Annotated in this window: 19 protein-coding genes; 12 read left to right on the forward strand and 7 right to left on the reverse strand. The window is 68.1% G+C overall.

Annotated elements, in window-relative coordinates; all coding sequences use genetic code 11:
• Positions 1 to 53: 53 nt before the first annotated feature.
• Positions 54 to 854, forward strand: coding sequence for a methyltransferase domain-containing protein (locus tag ACFWUU_RS30115; RefSeq protein WP_380180379.1), 801 nt, complete (start codon positions 54 to 56; stop codon positions 852 to 854).
• Between the two features lie 461 nt (positions 855 to 1315).
• Positions 1316 to 2032: a hypothetical protein gene (locus tag ACFWUU_RS30120; RefSeq protein ID WP_380180381.1), complete on the forward strand. Its 717-nt coding sequence runs from the start codon at positions 1316 to 1318 to the stop codon at positions 2030 to 2032.
• Between the two features lie 142 nt (positions 2033 to 2174).
• On the opposite strand, the gene ACFWUU_RS30125 is transcribed toward ACFWUU_RS30120, so the two are convergent.
• The 3 genes from ACFWUU_RS30125 to ACFWUU_RS30135 form a co-directional block, all read right to left on the reverse strand.
• Positions 2175 to 2501: a recombinase family protein gene (locus ACFWUU_RS30125; protein ID WP_137252036.1), complete on the reverse strand. Its 327-nt coding sequence runs from the start codon at positions 2499 to 2501 to the stop codon at positions 2175 to 2177.
• Positions 2498 to 2683 (reverse strand): hypothetical protein, encoded by a 186-nt coding sequence (locus ACFWUU_RS30130; protein WP_137252037.1) that lies wholly within the window; start codon positions 2681 to 2683, stop codon positions 2498 to 2500. Before ACFWUU_RS30130 ends, ACFWUU_RS30125 begins: the two co-directional genes overlap by 4 nt.
• A gap of 378 nt (positions 2684 to 3061) precedes the next feature.
• Positions 3062 to 4237, reverse strand: coding sequence for an MFS transporter (locus ACFWUU_RS30135; RefSeq protein WP_380180404.1), 1176 nt, complete (start codon positions 4235 to 4237; stop codon positions 3062 to 3064).
• Between the two features lie 47 nt (positions 4238 to 4284).
• On the opposite strand from ACFWUU_RS30135, the gene ACFWUU_RS30140 reads away from it, so the two are divergent.
• Positions 4285 to 4716, forward strand: coding sequence for a helix-turn-helix domain-containing protein (locus ACFWUU_RS30140; RefSeq protein WP_380180412.1), 432 nt, complete (start codon positions 4285 to 4287; stop codon positions 4714 to 4716).
• Positions 4717 to 4740: 24 nt separating this feature from the next.
• The gene (locus ACFWUU_RS30145) at positions 4741 to 5517 is read left to right on the forward strand and encodes a GNAT family N-acetyltransferase (RefSeq protein WP_380180413.1); all 777 of its coding nucleotides are present in this window, start codon (positions 4741 to 4743) and stop codon (positions 5515 to 5517) included.
• Here the strand turns inward: ACFWUU_RS30145 and ACFWUU_RS30150 are convergent, their stop codons facing one another.
• From ACFWUU_RS30150 to ACFWUU_RS30165, 4 genes are all read right to left on the reverse strand, one after another.
• Positions 5518 to 6051, reverse strand: coding sequence for a dihydrofolate reductase family protein (locus ACFWUU_RS30150; RefSeq protein ID WP_380180414.1), 534 nt, complete (start codon positions 6049 to 6051; stop codon positions 5518 to 5520). It abuts the gene before it with no gap.
• A 58-nt stretch (positions 6052 to 6109) separates the two neighbouring features.
• On the reverse strand, positions 6110 to 8626 hold the full coding sequence (locus ACFWUU_RS30155; RefSeq protein ID WP_380180415.1) for a Tex family protein: 2517 nt from the start codon (positions 8624 to 8626) through the stop codon (positions 6110 to 6112).
• 179 nt (positions 8627 to 8805) lie between these two features.
• Positions 8806 to 10287 carry a DHA2 family efflux MFS transporter permease subunit gene (locus ACFWUU_RS30160; RefSeq protein ID WP_380180421.1) on the reverse strand — a complete coding sequence of 494 codons (1482 nt, stop codon included), beginning with the start codon at positions 10285 to 10287 and terminating at the stop codon, positions 8806 to 8808.
• A gap of 63 nt (positions 10288 to 10350) precedes the next feature.
• Positions 10351 to 10986 carry a DUF624 domain-containing protein gene (locus ACFWUU_RS30165; RefSeq protein ID WP_380180423.1) on the reverse strand — a complete coding sequence of 212 codons (636 nt, stop codon included), beginning with the start codon at positions 10984 to 10986 and terminating at the stop codon, positions 10351 to 10353.
• A 75-nt stretch (positions 10987 to 11061) separates the two neighbouring features.
• Here ACFWUU_RS30165 and ACFWUU_RS30170 point away from each other — a divergent pair, with 75 nt between their 5' ends.
• The 8 genes from ACFWUU_RS30170 (at position 11062) to ACFWUU_RS30205 (ending at position 19352) form a co-directional block, all read left to right on the forward strand.
• The gene (locus tag ACFWUU_RS30170; protein WP_380180425.1) at positions 11062 to 12129 is read left to right on the forward strand and encodes a substrate-binding domain-containing protein; all 1068 of its coding nucleotides are present in this window, start codon (positions 11062 to 11064) and stop codon (positions 12127 to 12129) included.
• Between the two features lie 39 nt (positions 12130 to 12168).
• Positions 12169 to 12576, forward strand: a complete 408-nt coding sequence (locus ACFWUU_RS30175; RefSeq protein WP_380180427.1) for a hypothetical protein — start codon at positions 12169 to 12171, stop codon at positions 12574 to 12576.
• On the forward strand, positions 12573 to 13202 hold the full coding sequence (locus tag ACFWUU_RS30180; RefSeq protein ID WP_380180429.1) for a hypothetical protein: 630 nt from the start codon (positions 12573 to 12575) through the stop codon (positions 13200 to 13202). Before ACFWUU_RS30175 ends, ACFWUU_RS30180 begins: the two co-directional genes overlap by 4 nt.
• A gap of 167 nt (positions 13203 to 13369) precedes the next feature.
• On the forward strand, positions 13370 to 14644 hold the full coding sequence (locus ACFWUU_RS30185) for an extracellular solute-binding protein (protein WP_380180431.1): 1275 nt from the start codon (positions 13370 to 13372) through the stop codon (positions 14642 to 14644).
• A complete protein-coding gene (locus ACFWUU_RS30190; protein WP_380180433.1) occupies positions 14641 to 15579 on the forward strand; it encodes a carbohydrate ABC transporter permease in 939 nt (312 codons plus the stop codon). Before ACFWUU_RS30185 ends, ACFWUU_RS30190 begins: the two co-directional genes overlap by 4 nt.
• Positions 15572 to 16483 (forward strand): carbohydrate ABC transporter permease, encoded by a 912-nt coding sequence (locus tag ACFWUU_RS30195; RefSeq protein WP_137252051.1) that lies wholly within the window; start codon positions 15572 to 15574, stop codon positions 16481 to 16483. Before ACFWUU_RS30190 ends, ACFWUU_RS30195 begins: the two co-directional genes overlap by 8 nt.
• A gap of 463 nt (positions 16484 to 16946) precedes the next feature.
• Complete coding sequence (locus ACFWUU_RS30200) at positions 16947 to 17726, forward strand: nitroreductase/quinone reductase family protein (RefSeq protein WP_380181777.1); 780 nt, start codon at positions 16947 to 16949, stop codon at positions 17724 to 17726.
• A gap of 21 nt (positions 17727 to 17747) precedes the next feature.
• Positions 17748 to 19352, forward strand: coding sequence for a LuxR C-terminal-related transcriptional regulator (locus tag ACFWUU_RS30205; protein WP_380180435.1), 1605 nt, complete (start codon positions 17748 to 17750; stop codon positions 19350 to 19352).
• Positions 19353 to 19358 lie beyond the last annotated feature (6 nt).

A 19358-nucleotide genomic window follows, 5' to 3' on the forward strand; every position in this document is an offset into this window, starting at 1 on the left:
CCGATTTCCAGAAGGCCTCCCCGGAAACGGGATCGCAGACCATGATGTCGGACATGGGCGGAGAGGTTGATGTTGACGGGTTGCAGTTCGACCCCGGGCTTTCCCGGCAGATCGAGTCGGTGTACAAGACGCCGGATGTAGTCGAGCAGCGACGGGTGGTGCGGGCGGCCTTGGCGTTGCGGCCGGGGGACCGCGTGCTGGACGTCGGTGTGGGGCCGGGTCTGCTGGCGGCGGAGATGGCCGGCGAGGTCGGGCCGGACGGGCGGATCTGCGGGATCGACATCAGCGAGAGCATGCTGGCGATCGCGGGCACCCGTACGGATGTCCCCGGCGGTCCCGGGATCGAATTGGAGCTGGCCTCGGCCGCACGGATCCCGCATCCGGCGGAGAGCTTCGACGTGGTCGTGTCGACCCAGGTCTTCGAGTACGTCGACGACGTGGCCCGCGCGCTCGAGGAGGTACGGCGGGTGCTCCGGCCGGCCGGTCGCGTCGTACTGCTCGACACGGACTGGGGTTCGCTGGTGTGGCGGTCGAGTGACGACGAGCGAATGGCCCGGGTACTGACTGCATTCGAGGACCATCTGGCCGATCCGCATCTGCCCCGGACGCTGGCCGACGTACTGGCCAGGTCCGGTTTCACCCTGACCCACGAGCAGGTGGTGCCGATCCTCAACACGGCGTACGACGCGCGCACGTACAGTGCCGGGTTGATCGACATCGTGTCGGACTTCGTGCCCGGTCACGCCGGCGTGTCGGAGGACGACGCGCGTGCCTGGGCGGACGATCTGCGGAGTCTGGGGCCGAGCTACTTCTTCAGCCTGAACAGGTACCTGTTCGTCGCGTCCGCTTTGTGAGACCCCGTACCCCGGCGGGTGCATCCTGGGAGAGACACACCCGCCGGGCCGGTCGTTCTCCCGCCCCTCAGTGGGAGAACTCGCGGCTCGGTGAACACCACCCATGCCCGAATGGCACTGACCGAACCGCGGGACCACCTACAGGTACCCCAGGTCGCGGGTTCGCACACACCCCGGCACGCTGAGCGGACGGAAACTTCACGTTCCTCAAACCTTTGCCGCTGGTTGCCTGACCTGGCAGCCTCCTACCCTGGATGACGATTTCGCCCGCCGGGGGTCGGCGCGCGATCGATCAGGGGGAAGGAACGGGGCTATGCCGGAAGTGTTCGACGACGAGTTGACCGACGACGAGCTGGACCAGCTGGAGGCGCTCGGCGCCGCCGAGGACGCGGAGCTGATCCTCGGCCCGGCGACCGGGGATAAAGATGCCTGAGGCAAGGATTTCCTGGCGCGGCGTCACGATGAACAGACGGACGGTGGCGATGGTCGAGGCCGCCGAGCAGTTGTACAAGTCCAAGTTCGCGATCCTGCAGGGTTCGTACAACAAGGGTGGTGTGGAGGCGTCGGCCGGTACGCACGACGGCGGCGGCGCGGTCGACATCGACGTACGGACGAAGAGCGCCGCGCAGCGGGCCGCGGTGGTGAAGGCGATGCGCGCGGTCGGGTTCGCCGCGTGGCTGCGGACCCCGGCGCAGGGCAGCTGGCCGTACCACGTGCACGGGATCGCGGTAGGCGACAAGGACCTGTCCCGCGGCGCGGCGGTCCAGGTCACGGAGTACCACCGCAAGCTCAACGGGCTGGCCAACCGCGGCAAGGACGACGGGCCGCCCGGGTACTACGGGATGACCTGGGAGCTGTACCTGAAGGCACACCCGCCGAAGCAGCCGGTGCCGGACTCGACGATCTCGCTCGCCGCGATGGCGTACGCGCGGACCCACGACGCGATGACCGGGGTGTGGGGCGCGGATCGGGCCCGAGTGATCGCGTGGGCGGCGCATCCGCGGGTCGGGGCGATCACCAAGGCCGAGACCGTCCCGGCGGCGGGCGTGCCGTGGCACCTGCACTTCCAGCGGGTGATCCGGAAGGTGCAGTTGCACTTCAAGCTCGAGGTCACCGGGATCTTCAACAACTCGGTCGCCGCGGTGATGAAGCGGTACGGATACACCATCGTCGCGTGAAGCCAGACATGGGCAAGGCCCCACCGGTAGCAGCCGGTGGGGCCTTGTTGGTCCACTACCGCCCGGGCATCCCCGGTGCAGCTGTGGAGGTGGAGAGCGGAACCGACGCCGATGCAGGGGTCAAGACGTCAGCTCCGCTTGTCTATGGAGTTGTCACTACCGAGTCGACCGTCCAGACCTGCGCCTGGTGGAACTCGAGGTGTTGCCGCATCTCCGCCGGCGCACCGACCGAGCCGAGATGGTTCATGGTCGGAACGACGACCGCTCGGACGTCGGACCGCTTCACTTCGTCGAGCAATGCGTGGAAAGCAGCAGACTCGGCCGCATCGCGCTCGGTGTAGACGGTGCCGAGGGTGAATCCCTCCGCGCTGGCGAAGGCGGCGAGTGAATCGGTCGCCGCGGCCAGCTCCTCCGCGCAGCTCAGCGCGTCGGCCCGTACATACCCGAGCAACGTCGGCCGGGTGGTCATCGTTCTGCCGTGTCCACCAGCACCGGCTCGCTCGTCACCCGGAGGGACGCGAACCGCCGACGCATGGCTTCCTCGTACTGCCCGGCCTGCTCCACGCTGGTGGTGTGGTCCGCAATGGGATGTCCGCCGAACCAGACCCGCACCCGACGGTGCGTTGCGGGGGTCTCGAGCGTCTCGGTCATCGCGGTTCCTTCAGCAGTGTGTGGTTGGCCCCGAACGGCTTTGTCCGGCGCTGAGTAAAGAACACAACATCGGCGGGCCCTTCGGAACAGTTTGGAAGGGACCTTTACAGAGGCCTAACGCAGAGTAGGGAAACCCTACGAACGCGCAGGTCAACGGCCACTCCGACCAGTACCCGGGGATCCGGGAAACCATGTCAAGAATGTTTGCAGCAATGTGCCGATAACGATTCGGAGACGCCGTGGGGTATTCAACCAGAGCTAAAACCTATGACGTCCTGCTAACCGTTTGCACCGACCTGCTTACGCACCGAAACGGCCGCGACGACAAATTCCCAGCACGGCGGCCGCCAGCGGTACCGCGAGCCCGGTACGACGCGGTCAGGTCTTCCGCGTGAAGCTTGGTGGGTGACGCGGTACGACGACCAGGGTGAGGGCTGCTGCGCAGACGGCTAGTGCTGCGATGAGGTTGAGGGTCAGGGGTAGGTGGAGGACGAGCGTCATCGCGGGAGCGCCGAGGGCACCGATCAGCAGGGCGAGTGAGTCGGCGGCGAAGAAGAGTGCGCCGACGCTGGCCAGGACGGCGGTTGGTGCGGTCCGCTGGATCGTGGTCTGGACGGTGATCAGCAGGATGCTGCCGGGCAGGCCGATCAGGACTGCGGCGGCGACGGCTATCGGGACATTGGGGGCGTTGAACAGCGCGAAGTACGCCAGGGCTGTGACGAACTGGGTGAGGGTGAGCAGCTCGCGGGTGCCGAGCAGTCGGGCGGCTCTGGTGCTGAGCGCGGCGCCGATGAGGTAGCCGGCGCCGAGGCCGGAGATCAGGTAGCCGACGACGTACCCGGGGGCGTGCAGGCGGTCGACGGTGAACGGTACGAGGAGTGCGGTCAGGCCGGCGTTCGCGGTGAGGAAGACGGTCTGGCCGATGAGGATGCCGCGGAGCGCTGGGTGGCTGACGGCGGCGCTGAGCCCTTCGAGGGGCCGCGGTGGTACGCCGGTGGTGGGGTGCCGGCGGGTGCGGACCGTCGCGATGGTTGCTGCTGACAACAAATAGCTGATGATGTCGACGATCAGCACGAACTTGATCCCGGGACCGGCCAGCAGGAGCGCGCCGAGCGGCGGTGCGGCGAGCCGGATCGCGCTGCTGGTGACGGCGTTGATGGAGTTGGCGGTCGCGAGTTCCTTGCCCGTGCCGACGACGGCCGGGAGCAGGGCGCGTACGGCGGGGCGGAAGACCGTGGTCGCGGTGTTCTCGAGCAGGATCGCGAGGTAGATCAGCCAGACGTGATCCCGGTCGGCGAACAGGATCAGTCCGACCGCGGCGGCGCTGGCGAGATCCGCGATCCACATCGCCCGGGCCAGATCCCAGCGGTCGAGTAGTACGCCTGCCCAGGGGCCGATCAGCAACGCCGGAAGGGCTTCCAGGGCCAAGGTCAGTCCGGTCGCGACCGTCGAGCCGGTCAGCGTGAACACGTAGAACGGGATCGCCACGATCAGCAGCCAGGACCCGATGCCCGACACCGCGCCGCTGAACCAGAGTCTCCGGAAATCTCTCACGAAGCCGGAATCTATCCTCTAGAAATAGACAACGGCAAGAGTGTTCTGTGAAGATAGTGCTCATGGAGTTGGGCGAAGTACTGCGCGACCGTCGGAAGGCGGCCGGGCGGACCATCGCGTCCGTGGCCGTCGACGCCGGTCTGTCCGTCCCGTACATCGCGAACCTGGAGAACGGCCGGGGCAACCCCACGGTCGCCGCGCTGGATCGGCTCGCGACGGCGCTGGGCGCGCAGCTCGAGGTGCGGATCGGGGAGGACGTGCCGCCTCCTGCCGTGTCGGTCGGGGCCGAGTTGGTGTCGGACTCTGATCGGGCCGACTCGGTTGTGGCTGCGCTCGCCGATGGCAGGTCGCGCGCGGCTGTCCGGCGCGAGTTGATCGCGACGCTCGACTCGCTCGGTGTGTTGCTGGGTCGTCCGCCGGACGCGGTCGACCTGGGCCGGCTGCTCGACCTGCTCGTGCTATCCGCTCGCGGGCTGTGATCGGCGCATCGTAGGGTCCGGGTCATGGAGATCGGTGCGCGGATCGCCGCGGCTCAGTTGACCGGTTCGGCGCGGTCGAAGCGGCAGGTGATTGCGGGGCCGTTGGCGGGCATGTTGCACGACGACGACACCTGGTACCTGTCCGGCGTACTCGCGGCTGACCCTGGGCGACCGTTCGATCCGGACGAGATCTCGTGGGCGATCGAGACGATCCGCCAGGCGTTCGCCGCCGAAGGGCGCTGGGTGCACGCCGAGTTCGTCGACGAGGCGAACCCCGGCCTGGCCGAGGCCCTCGCGGCGGAGGGCATGGCGATCGTGTCCCACCTCCCGCTGCTCGTGGTCGAGCCGGCCGGCCTGATCGTTCCCGATCTCCCGGAGGGTGTTTCCGTTCGCGTCGTGTCGACCCCCGAGGAACAGGCCGTGGCGAATGCGGTTGCCGCGGAGGCGTACGAGATGGACAGCGCCGACTTCGCGTACAAGCCGGATCCTGCCGACGGCGGCGCGGTGATCGTTTATGTGGACGACGTACCGGCCGCCACTGCGGCGTGGACCGCGGTCGCCGACGAGGTCTCGGAGGTCGCCGGCGTGGGCACGATCCACAGCCATCGGCGGCGTGGGCTGGGCGGAATCGCAACGGCACACGCGACCCGCAACGCCTTCGGGCTGGGCGGCGCAACCCTCGCCTGGCTCACGCCGGGCGACGACGGCGCGGACCGCGTGTACCGCCGCCTCGGCTATGCGCCGCGGGCTACCGCCGTACACCTGGGCGACCCTGGCGGCCACCTGTCCGACTTGCGGTGACTACGGGCGGTACGTGAGCAGGACGACGCCGCTGGGGAAGGTCGTGCTGCTCGTCAACGTCAGGGTCTGAGGTGAGCCGTCGGGGAAGAGGCGTTGGCCGGTGGCGACCACAGTCGGGTAGATGAAGAGGCGGTACTCGTCGACCAGGCCGGCGGCGATCAACTGGTGGGTGAGGTCGATGCTGCCGGTGCAGACGATGTCTCTGCCGGGGTTGTCCTTCAGTCGACGGACCTCGTCGAGGTTGTGGAGGATCGTGGTCGGCTTCCAGCCCGGATCCTGCAGGGTCGAGCTCACGACGTACTTCTGCACCTGGTTGAGGTACGCCGAGACGCCGGTCGGGTCGTCCGTCTGTGCGGGCCAGAAGCCGCGCATCTGCTCGAACGTGACGCGACCGGTGAGGAACGCGTCCGCTCGCGCCATCTGCTCGCGCAGCGCCTCGAGCACCTCGGGCCCACCGTCGGCGGGTCCGAACCAGTCACCCGCCTCGATGACACCGTCGACTGTGATGTTCTGGGTGACGATCAGGTCGCGCATCAGACTCCTCCTGGTTGGATTCACCTGGTACGTCGGACCCGGCCGTCACCCTTCGACATCAGCGAACTGTGAACCCTGCGTTCCGGAATGCTTCGGCGAGCGATGTCTCGTCCATCGGGGTCTCGGCCTGCTTGCCGCCACGACCCTGGCCGCCCTGACCACCGGGCTTCCCACCGCGACCGCCCTGACCGCCGCGACCGCCGCCTTGCCCACCACGACCGCCGCCGCGACCGTCCTGGCCGCCCGGGCCGCGGCCCTGCTCGCCGGAGCCGCCTCGCCCTTGGCCACCCTGACCACCCTGGCCACGGCCGCCGCCTTGACCGCGACCGCCTTGGCCGCCCTGGCCGCCGCCCTGGTTTCCGCCGGACCGGGCGCCGCGATCACCGGGCCGCCCGCCGCCTGCACCCGGCTCGTCGTCCAGGCGCAGCGTCAGCGAGATCCGCTGGCGCGGGATGTCGACCTCGAGCACCTTCACCTTCACGATGTCGCCAGGCTTGACCACCTCGCGCGGGTCCTTGACGAAGTTCTTCGACAGCGCGGACACGTGGGCCAACCCGTCCTGATGCACACCGATATCGATGAATGCACCGAACGCCGCCACGTTGGTGACCTGACCCTCCAGCCGCATCCCCGGCTTGAGATCCGCGATCTTGTCCACACCCTCGGCGAACACCGCGGTCTTGAACGCCGGCCGCGGGTCACGCCCCGGCTTCTCCAGCTCGGCGAGGATGTCCGTCACGGTCGGCAGACCGAACATGTCGTCGACGAAGTCCGCCGCCTTCAGCCGCTTCAGCTCCGACGATCCGATCAGCGACTTCACGTCCGACCCGGTCGCGTCGAGGATCCGGCGTACGACGGGGTAGGCCTCGGGGTGCACGCTGGACGTGTCGAGCGGGTCGTCGCCGCCGGGGATCCGGAGGAACCCGGCCGCCTGCTCGAACGCCTTCGGGCCGAGGCGTGCGACCTCGCGCAGCGCCGTACGTGACTTGAACGGGCCGTTGACGTCGCGGTGCTGGACGATGTTGTCGGCCAGCCCGGGCGTGATGCCGGAGACCCGGGTGAGCAGCGGCGCGGACGCGGTGTTGAGGTCGACGCCGACCGCGTTCACACAGTCCTCGACGACTGCGTCGAGCGAGCGGGACAGCGAGTTCTCCGGGAGGTCGTGCTGGTACTGGCCGACGCCGATCGACTTCGGGTCGATCTTCACGAGCTCGGCCAGCGGGTCCTGCAGGCGGCGCGCGATCGAGACCGCGCCGCGGAGCGACACGTCCATCCCGGGCAGCTCCTGAGACGCGAACGCGGACGCCGAGTAGACCGACGCGCCGGCCTCCGACACGACCGCCTTGGTGAGCTTGAGCTCGGGGTGCTTGGCGATCAGCTCGCCGGCCAGCTTGTCCGTCTCGCGCGACGCCGTACCGTTGCCGATGGCAATCAATTCGACATTGTGCGCGGCGGCGAGCTGGGCCAGGGTTGCGATCGACTTGTCCCACTGGTTCTGCGGGACGTGCGGGTAGATCACGCCGGTGTTGACGACCTTGCCGGTGGCGTCGACGATCGCGACCTTCACGCCGGTACGGAAGCCCGGGTCGAGGCCCATCGTCGCGCGGGTGCCGGCCGGGGCGGCCAGCAGCAGGTCGCGCAGGTTGGCCGCGAACACCCGGATCGCCTCGTCCTCGGCGACCTGCCGCAGCCGCATCCGCAGATCGATGCCGAGATGCACCAGGATCTTGGTCCGCCAGGCCCAGCGAACCGTCTCGACCAGCCACTTGTCCGCTGGGCGCCCCTGGTTCTCGACGCCGACCTTGCGCGCGATGGTCGTCTCGTACTCCGTCGGTCCGTCGACCTCGACGCCCGCGGGCAGCGGCTCGACGGAGACCGTCAGCACGTCCTCCTTCTCGCCGCGGAACAGCGCGAGGATCCGGTGCGACGGCATCTTCGTGAACGGCTCGTCGAAGTCGAAGTAGTCGGAGAACTTCGCGCCGTCGGTCTCCTTACCTTCCCGTACGGCGGAGGCCAGTCGGCCCTGCTCCCACAGGCGCTCGCGCAGCTCGCCGATCAGGTCGGCGTCCTCGGCGAACCGCTCGACCAGAATCGCGCGGGCGCCGTCGAGCGCGGCCTGCGGGTCGGGCACCTCGGCGTTCACGAACACCGCGGCCGCGGCGAACGGCTCGACGTCCGGGTCGGCCATGAGACCGTCGGCGAGCGGCTCCAGACCGTTCTCCCGGGCGATCATCGCCTTGGTCCGGCGCTTCGGCTTGAACGGCAGGTAGATGTCCTCCAGCCGGGACTTGGTGTCCGCGGCGAGGATCGAGGCCTTCAGCGCGTCGTCGAGCTTGCCCTGGCTCTCGATCGACTCCAGCACGGTCTGCCGACGCTCCTCGAGCTCACGCAGATACCGCAGCCGCTCCTCGAGTGTGCGCAGCTGCGCGTCGTCGAGCTCTCCGGTGACCTCTTTCCGGTACCGCGCGATGAACGGGACGGTAGACCCTTCGTCGAGCAAGCCCACTGCCGCCCGCACCTGGTTCTCACCCACCTCGAGCTCATCCGCGATCCGCCGCTCGATCGACTGCACCACCACTGTCCGATTCCCCTCTACCGACAAACCCGCCGAACATTCTGCCCCGGCCGGGCTCCATATCCTTCCCCATCCCACCCCCCACCCCGAAACCCGTCCCACCCCACCTGTGGACAACCGGTGCACACACAGCAAGCTCCCCGGGACCGTGGGGGTCGCCGGGGAGCTTGGGGTGGGGGTCAGGCGGCTTCGCAGAGGGCGGGTTCGGGGGTTTGCTCGGTCTGCTGCTTCGGCTTGGGCTGGCGCATGACCGTCACGGCGATGGCTACTGAAGCGGCGACGATGGCGGCGGCTACGGCGAAGGAGAAGTGGTAGCCGTCGGTCAGGGCCTGTAGGGCCGGCTTGGTGCTGGTGGCGGAGCGGGTGGCGGAGAGGGTGGCCAGGATGGCCAGGCCCAGGGCGGCGCCTACCTCGCCCATGGTGCCGATCAGGCCGGAGGCCAGGCCGGCGTCCTCGGGCTTCACGTCCGACATCGACAGGCCCATCAGCGCCGGGAAGCAGACGCCGCCGCCCAGGCCCAGCAGTACCAGCACCGGCAGTACGTGGACGAAGTAGTTGCCACCGACCGGCGCCTGGGTGAAAAGCGCCAGTCCGACGACGATCAGGGACAGACCGGCGATCAGCGGGCGACGCGGGCCGAAGCGCATGACCAGCTTCTCGGAGTACTTCACCGACAGCAGTCCCATCACCACGGTCGTCGGCAGGAAGGCCAGTCCGATCTCCAGAGCGTCGTACCCGAGCACCCGCTGCAGGTACAGCGAACCCAGGAAGAAGATGCCGAACATCCCGGAGCTCGACAGCGCCTGGATCAGGTTCGCACCGGTCAGCGTCCTGGAGCGGAAGATCCGCAGCGGCACCAGCGGGTTGGCGGCGGTCGCCTCACGGACGATGAAGCCGGCCAGCAGTACCAGCGTCGCCGCACCCAGCGCCAGCGTCCGCGGAGCGGTCCAGCCGAGCTCAGCAGCCGGCTTGACGATCGTGAACACACCCACCATGAGCGCGGCGGTGATCAACACAGCACCCGGTACGTCGGTGCCCTTGCCGATCCCCAGGCCCTTGTCCTTCTCGATCAGCTTCACCGCGAGTACTGCGGTCAGCACGCCGAGCGGGAGGTTCACGAAGAAGATCCAGTGCCAGCTGATGGCCTGCGTCAGGACGCCACCGGCCAGCAGGCCGATCGACCCACCGGCGGACGCGACGAACGCGTACACGCCGATCGCCTTGGCCTGCTCCCGCGGCTCGGGGAACAGCGTCACGATCATGCCGAGGATGACTGCGGAGGTCAGCGCACCGCCCACGCCCTGGATGAACCGGGCGATGACGAGCATCTCCTGCGTCTGCGCCAGCCCGCACAGCACGGAGGCGGCGGTGAAGACGACCAGTCCGGCGGTGAAGATGTTCCGCCGGCCGAGGAGGTCGCCCAGCCGGCCGGCCAGCAGGAGCAGGCCGCCGAAGGCGATCAGATAAGCGTTCACTACCCACGCCAGCGAGGAGCTGGTGAAGCCGAGGTCGTCCTGGATGGCCGGCAGGGCCACGTTCACCACGGTCACGTCGAGCACGATCATCAACATGCCCGCACAGAGGGTGTACAGAGCCAGCCAGCGCGAGCGGCCGCCCTGCGTGGCCGGCGTAGTCGCCAGGGTGTCGGTCGTCGCGTACATCTCGAGGTCTCCTTGCAGTTCGTCGTTGTTGGGCCTTACACCCATACGTCGAACTGGCGGAGCTCAGATTGACACGTCTTCAGAAGTTTTTTCTCGACGCGGCCGAGACATCGCGTACGCCGTCAGCGCCGGCACCAGTCCGGACCCGACAACGAGCAGTGTGGGCACCTGCGACGCCAGAGCGAACCAGGTGAGCAGTACGACGACTCCACCGGCCACCGGCAGCGGCCGCCGCAGCAGGAACAGGTTGGCCGACCGGAACACCGTCTTCATGGTCGCGTCGTCGCCCGCCTGGGGCAGCACGGCCAGTCCGCTCAGGTAGAGCCCGAGGATCATCCCTGTAAGCGGAATCAGTACCACCAGTGCGAACACCCGCGCCGCCCCGCCCGCGAACGCCCAGAACGACAGGCCGAACGCGAGCAGCACGGCACCGGCGTACAAACCGAATCCGGACAGCCAGAACCGCTTCATCGCCCAGCGGAACTCCCCGAAGTACCGGCGCAGCAGCTTCGGCTTGTCCTGGCTGATCGCGTCCGCCAGCACCCGCTGCAGCGCGAACGCGGCCGGGAAGAGCGTGATGATGCCCAGGCTGAGCACTACGAACACCAGTTGCAGCATCAGCAGGTCGCCGACGACCGACAGCTTCGTCAGCACCGTGCTGGTGCGGCCGGCGCCTCCAGCACCAGGGGGAGCAGCCACCGATCGCCTCCTCGTTCCGTCCGGCGTCCCTTGATCGTATGATCACGAACAATCACGCGAAGATCAGGGGACCGCATGCTTGCACAGGAGCGCCACGAGCTGATCCTGCGGAGCCTGCGGCGGCACGGCCGGCTCCGGGTGGCCGATCTGGTGGCTGAGCTGGGCGTCTCCGCGATCACAGTACGCCGGGACCTGGCCGAACTGGACTCCGCCGGCCTGCTCCGCCGCGTGCACGGCGGCGCGATCGGCACCGGCACGGCCGACCAGGGCGCGCGCGGGAGCCAGCTGACGATCGGCATCATCGTCCCGAGCGCGGCGTCGTACTACTCCGACGTGATCCGCGGCGCCGAGGCGATGGCCGACAAGTACGGCGCCCGCCTGGTCCTCGGCGTCTCCGGGTACGACGCGACGATGGAGCGCGACCGGATCGACAAGGTCCTCGGCATCGGGGTGGCCGGCCTGCTGATCAGCACCGCGCTCGGCGACGGCGACGCGGACCGGCTCGACTCGAGGCTCGACGAGATCGACGTACCCGTGGTGCTGATGGAGCGGGCGTTCGGGTTCCCGCACGTGAACCGCGAGTACGACCACGTCCGCACCGATCACGCGTACGGCGCGATGCTGGCGCTGCGCCATTTCGTCGCGCTCGGTCACCGCCGGATCGCGATCAACCTGCAGGCCACGGTCACGGCGTACTGGCTCCGCAGCGGCATCGAGACCGCCGCGAAGGCGCTCGGCGTCGAGGTCTTCCTCTCACCCGTCGACCTCCCGATGCGCGGCGACGACCCCGGCGCCATCACCCAACTCGACGCCTTCCTCGCCGAATGCGAGGCCTTCGGCACCCGCGCCGTCCTCGTCCACTCCGACGAACACGGCGCCCGCCTGGTGGAACGCGCCATGGAACTAGGCCTACGCGTCCCCGAGGACCTGGCCGTCATCGCCTACAACGACGTAACCGCCTCCCTGGCCGTCGTACCCCTCACCGCGATCTCCCCCGCCCGCCGGGCCCTGGGCGAAACCGCCTGCGACCTCCTCCTCCGCAAACTCCAGTCCCCCACCACCCCCACCCAGCACCTCAGCCTCCTCCCCACCCTCAACATCCGCACCTCCTGCGGCGCCCCCGGCATCCTGGTCCCCGGATAAAATCCAGAGGACTACACCGGAACCCGGGGAGAGCGCGCGATGGAGTACGCCGAGTTCGAGGTCCAGTACAAACAGGTCGCCGACATCATCCTCACCGGCCGTAACGGCGCCGACCTCACCGCCGACATCGCCCGACTGCGGGCCCTGGCCAACCAGATCGACGACGAGGACGACCGCGACGACGCGCTGCTGGAGGTCGGGGGGATCGAGTCCGTCATCGCCCAGGACCCCGGCGAACCTCCGTCCGAGGTCATCCTGGAGGCCCGCCGGATCTACGCCGAGGCCGACCGCGACGACGGCACCACGGCCGAGCGCCTGGCCCGCGCGGAGCAGGGCGTCCAGGCCCTGGAGCGACTCGAGGCCGCCACCCCCGAGGAAGAACAGGCGATCGGCTCCCTGGAGCACACGCTCGTGATGCTGATAGGTGCGTTGCGGCTCATGCGATGAAGGTCACCAGCTTCCGGGAGCTGATGCGCGAGCAGGCGAACGCTGCCGTGCGGATCTCGGGTGCTCATCATTCGTCCTGGAACCAGAAGTTCAAGGTGGCTGCCGAGGCGATGTACGACGCCAGCCGGCTGCCTGAGCTGATGCCGCCGGACCAGCGGGACCAAGCGGTCGCGCGGATAGCGGCGGCGATGAACGCCGGATTCGCCAGGGTGGCGAAACTTCCGGAGAGCGCGGATGCCGAGGCCCGCCGCGCGGTCGGCATGCAGGCTGCCGCCGACGGATCCAAGATGGTCAGCCGGCTGAAGAAGCAATGGCAGATGCCGGCGCCGAACCAGCGGGTCCAGCGCGGCGCTGAGCAGCGACGAACCGCCCAGCCCGAACGCGGCGACGGACCGCAGTCGCCCGCACCCTCAGCACCGACTCCGGCATCTCCGGCAGCTCCAACGATCCAGCCGACTCAGGCGGCTCCGGCCTTGCCGCCTGATATTGCGGCCGCGGCCCGGGCCGGGCTGTCCGGGCCGCCGTTGGCGTCGGCCAGTCGGTTGAGCGCAGAGCGGCAAGGTGCGCGGGGTGCGGGAGCGACCGCCCCCGCGGCCCAACGGCAAGCGCCCGAGACCCAACGCTGAGCGCCGACCGCTGAGCACCGGAACAACTGATCGGTCAGGTTCCGATCTTGATCGAATGTGATCATTCGAGCGGTGAGGTATTGACGAGGAAAGCCCTTTCCCATACTTTCGCTGCACTTGAGGGGTCGCGGGCCCCCGGCTGGAACAGGCAGCGAAGGAGTTCCCCTGTGAGACGAGGTGTGGGACTGACCGTGTTGGCGGCTGCGCTCAGCGTGGTGGTCAGCGGTTGTGGCAGCGGGGTGATCGACAAGAGTACGGACGGCGTACCGCCGGCCGAGGCGACCGGGACGTTGCGGGTGCTGATCCCGTCGTTCCCGCCCAGTACGAAGGGGCGGGAGGCGTTCCAGAACGTCGTCGACGAGTTCCACAAGACCTATCCGAAGATGAAGGTCGAGCCGGACTTCGCGACGTACAACAACCTGAACGAGAAGCTGGCCACCTCGATCGCGGCCGGGATCCCGTACGACGTGATGGTCACCGGCGTCGGCTGGGTCCAGCCGTTCGCGTCGAAGAACATCTTCGAGGACCTGGGCAAGTACGGCGTGACGCCGGACTTCATCAAAGAGAAGAGCACCCCGGCGCTGATCCCGGCGGTCACGTACGACAAGAAGTTGTACGCCTACCCGCTGCTCGCGGACGCCCGGGCGGTCGCGCTCCGCAAGAGCGCGTTCATCGAGGCCGGCCTCGACCCGAACAAGCCGCCGACATCGCTGGCCGACATCAAGGTCGCGGCCGAGAAGCTGACCAAGCGGGACAAGAACGGGAACATCACCCGCAGCGGTTTCGACCTCGCCTCCGCGACCGGTTTCCGGCAGTCGTTCACGACGTTCCTGGCCTCGACCGGTACGCCGCTGTACGTCGGCGGCGAACCGAACTTCGACAACAAGGCCGGCCTGGACACGCTGCTGTGGATCAAGTCGATGATCAACAACGTCCAGCCGTACGGACAGACCAACGCTGCCCAGCAACCTCTGGTGCTGACTGGTGAGGCCGCGATGGGGATCGTCAACGGCGCCGTCGACTGCTCGGACAAGGGCATCGGCAAGAAGAACTGCGACGACCTGGAGTTCTTCCGCTTCAACAGCGGCAAGGAGATCGAGTACGTCGGTGGCGACCTGGCCTCGATCGGGTCCCGCAGCCGGCACAAGGACGCGGCCTGGGCCTTCATCCAGACCATGGTCAACAAGCCGACGCTCGACGCGATCGCCAAGCTGAACAAGAAGATCCCCGCCTACAAGGACCCCGGCAGCTCGCCGCAGGCGCAGTCGAACCCGTTGAGCAACTTCACCGCTAACGGCCTGCAGTACGCCGCGAACGAGAACGAGGTGCCGTCCAACTGGCTCGAGATGCGCGGCAACTTCGACATCCAGCTCACCCAGGCGGTCCTCGGTCAGAAGGATCCCGCCAAGGTGCTGCACAACCTGGCAGGACAGTCCCGATGAGCACAACTCTTGAACGTCCAGCACTGGACACCTCGCGCAAGGTCCCCACGGCCAAGGACACCGGCACGCTGCTCAAGGGCCAGAAGCGCACCGGTTGGGCCCTGCTCACGCCGGCCCTGCTGCACTCCGGCATCTTCATCGTGATCCCGGTGATCGCGGTCCTGGTCCTCAGCCTGACCAACTACAGCTTCGGTGACACCTGGTCCTGGGTCGGGTTCGGCAACTATGCGGACCTCGCCCGCGACGTCGACTTCCAGGCCTCGCTGTGGCACACGGTCCTGTACGCGATCGTGGTGATTCCGCTCTCGATGGCGATCAGCCTCGCGGTCGCGGTCGGGCTGAACCAGAAGATCCGCGGCCTCGGCTTCTTCCGGACCGCGTTCTACATCCCGACGGTGACGGCGACAGTTGCCATCGCGACCATCTGGCTGTGGATCTACAACCCGGGCTCCGGCCTGGCCAACGGCTTCCTCAGCCTGTTCGGGTTCGCCCCGAACCGCTGGCTGGCCGACCCGGCGACCGCGCTGCCGTCGCTGATGGTGGTCGGCATCTGGCAGGGTCTCGGTACCAAGATCATCATCTACCTGGCCGCGCTGCAGGGCGTCTCCCGCGACCTGCTCGAGTCGGCCGACCTGGACGGCGCCAGCCGCTGGCAGCGTTTCGTCAACGTCACCTGGCCGTCGCTCGGCCCGGTGCAGTTCTTCGTGCTGATCACGTCGATCGTCGGCACCTTCCAGGTGTTCGACCTGGTGTACGTGATGACGCGCGGCGGACCCGGCAGTGACACCCGCGTGCTGGTGCTCGACATCTACCAGAACGCGTTCCAGGACCTGAAACTCGGCTACGCGTCCGCGGAGACCGTGATCATGATGATCGTGATCGCAGCCTTCATCGGAATCGGGCGCCTGCTCCAGAAGGCGGACACCAATGACTAGCGCTGCGTTGCCCTCGGCCGGCACCACCGTGAGCCGCCGGCCGTCGTCGTTCCGGCCGGGGCGGATCGCGTTGTACGTCGTACTCATCGTCGGCGCGCTGCTGATGATCACGCCGTTCCTGTGGATGTTGCTGACCTCGTTCAAGAGCGACCTCGAGGTGCAGCAGTTCAACTGGCTGCCCGGGGAACTGCGCTGGCACAACTTCGTCGAGGCGATGAACACGGCACCGTTCCTGCGGTACTTCCGCAACAGCCTGTTCATCGCGGTCGGCGAGACCGCGTTCACGCTCGTCGTCTGCACGATGGCCGGGTACGCGCTGGCCAAGGCGCCGATCCGGGGTGGCAAGTCGCTGCTGAACTACTTCATCATCCTGCTGCTGGTGCCGTTCCAGATCATCCTGGTGCCGCTGTTCATGATCGTGAAGTCGATCCCGCTGTTCGGCGGCAACAACATCCTCGGCCACGGCGGCATCGGCTGGCTGAACTCGTGGTGGGGCCTGATCATCCCGCTCGGCGCGGCGCCGCTGTTCACGTTCCTGGCCCGGCAGTTCTACGTGTCGCTGCCGGACGAGCTGGCCCAGGCGGCCCGGGTGGACGGGCTCAGCGAGTTCGGGATCTTCCTGCGGATCATGACGCCGCTGATCAAGCCGGCCCTGATCACGATCGCCGTCTTCCAGATCGAGGCCGCCTGGAACGGGTTCCTCTGGCCGCTGATGATCACCACCTCGGACGAGATGCGACCGCTGCAGCTCGGGCTGGCGATCTTCTCCCAGAACCCGGCCGAGATTCAGTGGCCGTACCTGATGGCCGGTACGGCGCTGGCGACGCTGCCGATGATCGTACTGTTCGTGTTCGCCCAGAAACGCTTCGTCGAAGGTATGGCGAACGTCGGGATCAAGGGCTGAAACCAGCCCTGATCCTCGAACAGGTGCTCACCCCGCCCCGGGTGAGCACCTGCGAGGCCCCCTCCACATGCGGTGGTCCCGAAGAAACACCGGAGCTTCCCACGTAGTCCCCCCACTGGGTCACTCGTCCGGTTTATCGGCGCAGTGTGCCCGCCGTTACAGCATTCATGAGGTTTTTTCGCTAGTTCCCGAAATGATTTGCCGAACTCCGCCCGAAGTACGACGTTTCGCATGCGCGCGACGACGTTCGGTAAGGATCCGGCCATGTGCGGGCCGACGACCTGCCGGCCTGGGTACGATCGTGGCGTGACTGCCGGGTCGGCTGCTTCCAGCCATGCACGAGTTGGGGTCCCGGCTGCGTTCTGAGCGCGGCGCGGGCACCACCGGGCGTTTCTCTCCCGTCTGTATTTCCTTTCACGACACCAGAGAGAAGCGAACCCTGAACGATTTCACCGCACAGCTCATTGACGAGTTCCGGGCGAACGCCGGCCAGGTCGGCGGTCCCTTCGAGAACTCCAGGTTGTTGCTCCTGACAACAACTGGCGCGCGCTCCGGGCAGCCGCGCACCGCGATCCTGGGGTACTACCCGGACCGCGACCGGGTGCTCGTCGTCGGCTCGGCCGGCGGCAGCCCCAGACACCCGGCCTGGTACCACAACCTGCTCGCCGATCCCGAGGTCACCGTCGACCTCGGCCTCTTCACCTATCCGGCCACAGCAGTCGTACTGCGGGGCGCCGAGCGCGACGAGGTCTTCGCGCGACTCGTCGAGGCCGATCCGGGATGGGGCGACTACCAGGCCAAGACCACCCGGACCATCCCGGTCGTCGCCCTGGTCCAGCGCCCTGGTCCGCCACCTTTCGGCAGTTCGTTTGCCGAGGCTTTGAAGACCATCCACGCAGCGTTCCGGCGCGAGCTCTCGCTGATCCGGGCGGAGGTCGCGAAGTCCGGGACGCTGGGTGCACAGCTGCGGATCAACTGTCTGACAGCGTGTCAGGGCCTGCACTATCACCACACCGGCGAGTCGACCGGCCTGTTCCCAGCGCTCGTGGAGCAGCATCCGGAGCTGGCCGGCGTGGTCGCCGTACTGCAGACCGAGCACGACAGCATCGCCGTACTGCTGGAGGAGCTGGAGCGGTTGGCCGCGACTCCGGGCGCGGAGATCCTGCCCCAGGTCGACGAGCTGATCGCTCAGCTCACTGCGCATCTGGATCGCGAGGAGGCCGAGCTTCTGCCCTACCTCTGAGGCCGGGTCTACGGTCGGAACATGACCGAGGACTTCCTGGCGGCCGGCCGGGCTGCGTTGACACGCGGAGCCTGGTCGGCCGCTCGCGGCCAATTCGAGCGGGCGCTCGAGACCGCGACGACGCCCGAGGCGCTCGAAGGACTGAGCTGGGCGACGTGGTGGCTGGAGGACGTTCCGGCCTGTCTGGAAGCGCGGGAGCGGGCGTATCGGTTGTACCGGAAGGCTGATGACGCGCGCGCCGCGGCCAGGATGGCGTTGTGGCTCGGGGACGATCACAACGAGTTCCGTGGTGCCGGGGCGGTCGCCGAGGGCTGGTTCAACCGGGCGGCTCGGCTGCTCGAGGAGCTGGAGCCTTGCCCGGAGCTCGGGTGGCTCCGGGTGTTCGAGGCACATGCTGCGCTCGGTCGGCACGACACGGGCCGGGCGCGCGAGCTCGCCGTACAGGCTCAGGAGCTCGGGCGTCGGCATCGGGCGGTCGATCTGGAGATGTTCAGTCTGGCCACCGAAGGTCTTGCGCTGGTGGAGGAAGGCGCTGTCGAGCAGGGGATGCGGTGCCTGGACGAGGCGACGGCGGCGGCACTCGCAGGGGAGTACGAGAACCTGGCGCCGGCGGCGTGGACGTGTTGCCGGTTGATCTCGGCGTGCGAGGAGATCCGGGACTACGAGCGTGGGGCGCAATGGTGCCGGCAGGTACAGGAGTTCAGCCGCCGGATGGAGGCGCGGTTCGTCACCGGGGTGTGCCGGGCGCACTACGCGGCGATTCTCGGGTGGCACGGCGACTGGATCGAGGCCGAGCGGGAGCTGACCAAGGCGCATGAAGATCTCACTTTGAAGCGCCCGTACTGGCGGGCTGAGGCCGTCGTGCGACTTGGGGAGCTGCGCCGGCGGCAAGGGCAGGTCGGGCAGGCGGAGGCCTTGTTCAACGAGGTTCCGTCGCATCCGCTGGCTAAGCGGGGGCTGGCGGAGCTGAGTCTCGATCGGGGCGATGCGGCCGCTGCGCGCGACGTACTGGAGCGGATGTTGCGGCGGATCCCGGCTGGTTCGGTCAGTCGGGCTTGGCCGCTCGAGTTGCTGGTTCGGGCCGACGTGGCGTTGGGCGAGACGGCTGAGCTTCATCTGGCTGAGTTTTGCGCGATCGCGGACTTGCTGCGGACGCGGCCGTTTCGGGCGGCGGCGCGGTTCGCGGAGGGCATCTGCGCTGCGGCTCGCGGCGAGCATGAGGAGGCGTGCGCGTGTCTTGAGGAGGCGGTTGATCTTTATGAGGGACTGGCTCCGTTCGAAGCCGCGCACGCCCGGTTGGAGTTTGCCCGCAGCCTGTTGGCGCTCGGCCGGACCGATGCCGCCCGCCGCGAGGCTCGTACTGCGCTCCCGTCAATCCCCGTGCCGCGCCAGGATCAGGTCGAGTTGCTGGTGGCGCTCGGGCTGGTCGGCCCGCCTGTGCTGAGTGCGCGTCAGGTCGACGTACTGCGGTTGATCGCCGACGGACTCGGGGATCGGGAGATCGCCGGGCAACTGGTGATCAGCGAGCACACGGTGCATCGGCATGTGGCGAACATCTTCACCCGGCTGGACTGCTCGACGCGGGCGGCGGCCGTCTCGCGCGCCGCCGGGCTGGGTTTGCTCTAGCGGGAT

It is taken from the genome of Kribbella sp. NPDC058693 (genome assembly GCF_042715335.1).
Classification (GTDB): Bacteria; Actinomycetota; Actinomycetes; order Propionibacteriales; family Kribbellaceae; genus Kribbella; species Kribbella jiaozuonensis.

Excerpts from the sequence above, each read along its gene's own strand:
- ACFWUU_RS30115 (WP_380180379.1), top strand. The coding sequence starts at position 54 with ATGGGCGGAGAGGTTGATGTTGACGGGTTGCAGTTCGACCCCGGGCTT.
- ACFWUU_RS30120 (WP_380180381.1), top strand. The coding sequence starts at position 1,316 with ATGAACAGACGGACGGTGGCGATGGTCGAGGCCGCCGAGCAGTTGTAC.
- ACFWUU_RS30125 (WP_137252036.1), bottom strand. The coding sequence starts at position 2,501 with ATGACCACCCGGCCGACGTTGCTCGGGTATGTACGGGCCGACGCGCTG.
- ACFWUU_RS30130 (WP_137252037.1), bottom strand. The coding sequence starts at position 2,683 with ATGACCGAGACGCTCGAGACCCCCGCAACGCACCGTCGGGTGCGGGTC.
- ACFWUU_RS30145 (WP_380180413.1), top strand. The coding sequence starts at position 4,741 with ATGGAGATCGGTGCGCGGATCGCCGCGGCTCAGTTGACCGGTTCGGCG.
- ACFWUU_RS30150 (WP_380180414.1), bottom strand. The coding sequence starts at position 6,051 with ATGCGCGACCTGATCGTCACCCAGAACATCACAGTCGACGGTGTCATC.
- ACFWUU_RS30160 (WP_380180421.1), bottom strand. The coding sequence starts at position 10,287 with ATGTACGCGACGACCGACACCCTGGCGACTACGCCGGCCACGCAGGGC.
- ACFWUU_RS30170 (WP_380180425.1), top strand. The coding sequence starts at position 11,062 with ATGCTTGCACAGGAGCGCCACGAGCTGATCCTGCGGAGCCTGCGGCGG.
- ACFWUU_RS30175 (WP_380180427.1), top strand. The coding sequence starts at position 12,169 with ATGGAGTACGCCGAGTTCGAGGTCCAGTACAAACAGGTCGCCGACATC.
- ACFWUU_RS30180 (WP_380180429.1), top strand. The coding sequence starts at position 12,573 with ATGAAGGTCACCAGCTTCCGGGAGCTGATGCGCGAGCAGGCGAACGCT.
- ACFWUU_RS30190 (WP_380180433.1), top strand. The coding sequence starts at position 14,641 with ATGAGCACAACTCTTGAACGTCCAGCACTGGACACCTCGCGCAAGGTC.
- ACFWUU_RS30195 (WP_137252051.1), top strand. The coding sequence starts at position 15,572 with ATGACTAGCGCTGCGTTGCCCTCGGCCGGCACCACCGTGAGCCGCCGG.
- ACFWUU_RS30205 (WP_380180435.1), top strand. The coding sequence starts at position 17,748 with ATGACCGAGGACTTCCTGGCGGCCGGCCGGGCTGCGTTGACACGCGGA.